1 protein-coding gene is annotated in these 1,041 nt (G+C 67.8%); it reads right to left on the reverse strand.

What is annotated here, in order from left to right:
• Positions 1–1,041 (reverse strand): dihydropteroate synthase (locus ACFPP6_RS36720; protein WP_382051141.1); only part of this gene is annotated, 1,041 nt, incomplete at both ends.

Below are 1,041 nucleotides of genomic sequence, written 5' to 3' on the forward strand. Positions count from 1 at the left end.
CGAACAGCTCACCGACGACCTTCATGCCCTCCAGCAACGTGTCATTGACGATCTCCAACGCCGGACGCGCCGTCAGCGCCTCGTCCAGATCGGCCTCCAGACCATTCTTCTCGCCGTCGATGATGCGACGCCGCAAGCGCTCCTCCAGCGGCAGCGCCAGCAGCTCCTCGGTCTTCCCCGCCTTCATCGACTTGGTGTCCACGCCCTCGAACAGTTCGAGGAACCTCTGGAGGGGGTCGTAGCCCTCCCGCCGCCGGTCGTGGATCAGGTCGAGGGCGACGTCGACGTGCTCCTGCTCCAGGCGGGCGATCGGCAGGATCTTCGAGGCGTGCACGATGGCCGAGTCCAGGCCGGCCTTCACGCACTCGTCCAGGAAGACGGAGTTCAGTACGAGACGGGCGGCCGGATTCAGCCCGAAGGAGATGTTGGACAGGCCCAGCGTCGTCTGCACGTCGGGGTGACGGCGCTTGAGCTCGCGGATCGCCTCGATCGTGTGGACGCCGTCCTTGCGGGACTCCTCCTGACCCGTGCAGATCGTGAAGGTCAGGGTGTCGATGAGGATGTCGCACTCATGGATGCCCCAGTTGCCGGTCAGGTCCGCGATGATCCGCTCGGCGACGGCCACCTTGTGCTCGACGGTGCGGGCCTGCCCCTCCTCGTCGATGGTCAGGGCCATCAGTGCCGCGCCGTGCTCCACCGCCAGCCGCGTCACCTTCGCGAAGCGGGAGTCGGGGCCGTCGCCGTCCTCGTAGTTCACGGAGTTGATGACGGCCCGGCCGCCGAGCTTCTCCAGGCCCGCGCGGATCACGTCCACCTCGGTGGAGTCGAGGACGATGGGGAGGGTGGAGGCGGTGGCGAAGCGGCCCGCGATCTCGGCCATGTCGGCGACGCCGTCGCGCCCCACGTAGTCGACACACAGGTCCAGCAGGTGCGCGCCCTCGCGGATCTGGTCGCGGGCCATCTCCACACAGTCGTCCCAGCGGCCCTCCAGCATCGCCTCGCGGAACTTCTTCGAACCGTTGGCGTTCGTCCGCTCGCCGA

The sequence above is a fragment of the Streptomyces aureoversilis genome (genome assembly GCF_042657885.1).
GTDB classification, from domain to species: Bacteria; Actinomycetota; Actinomycetes; order Streptomycetales; family Streptomycetaceae; genus Streptomyces; species Streptomyces aureoversilis.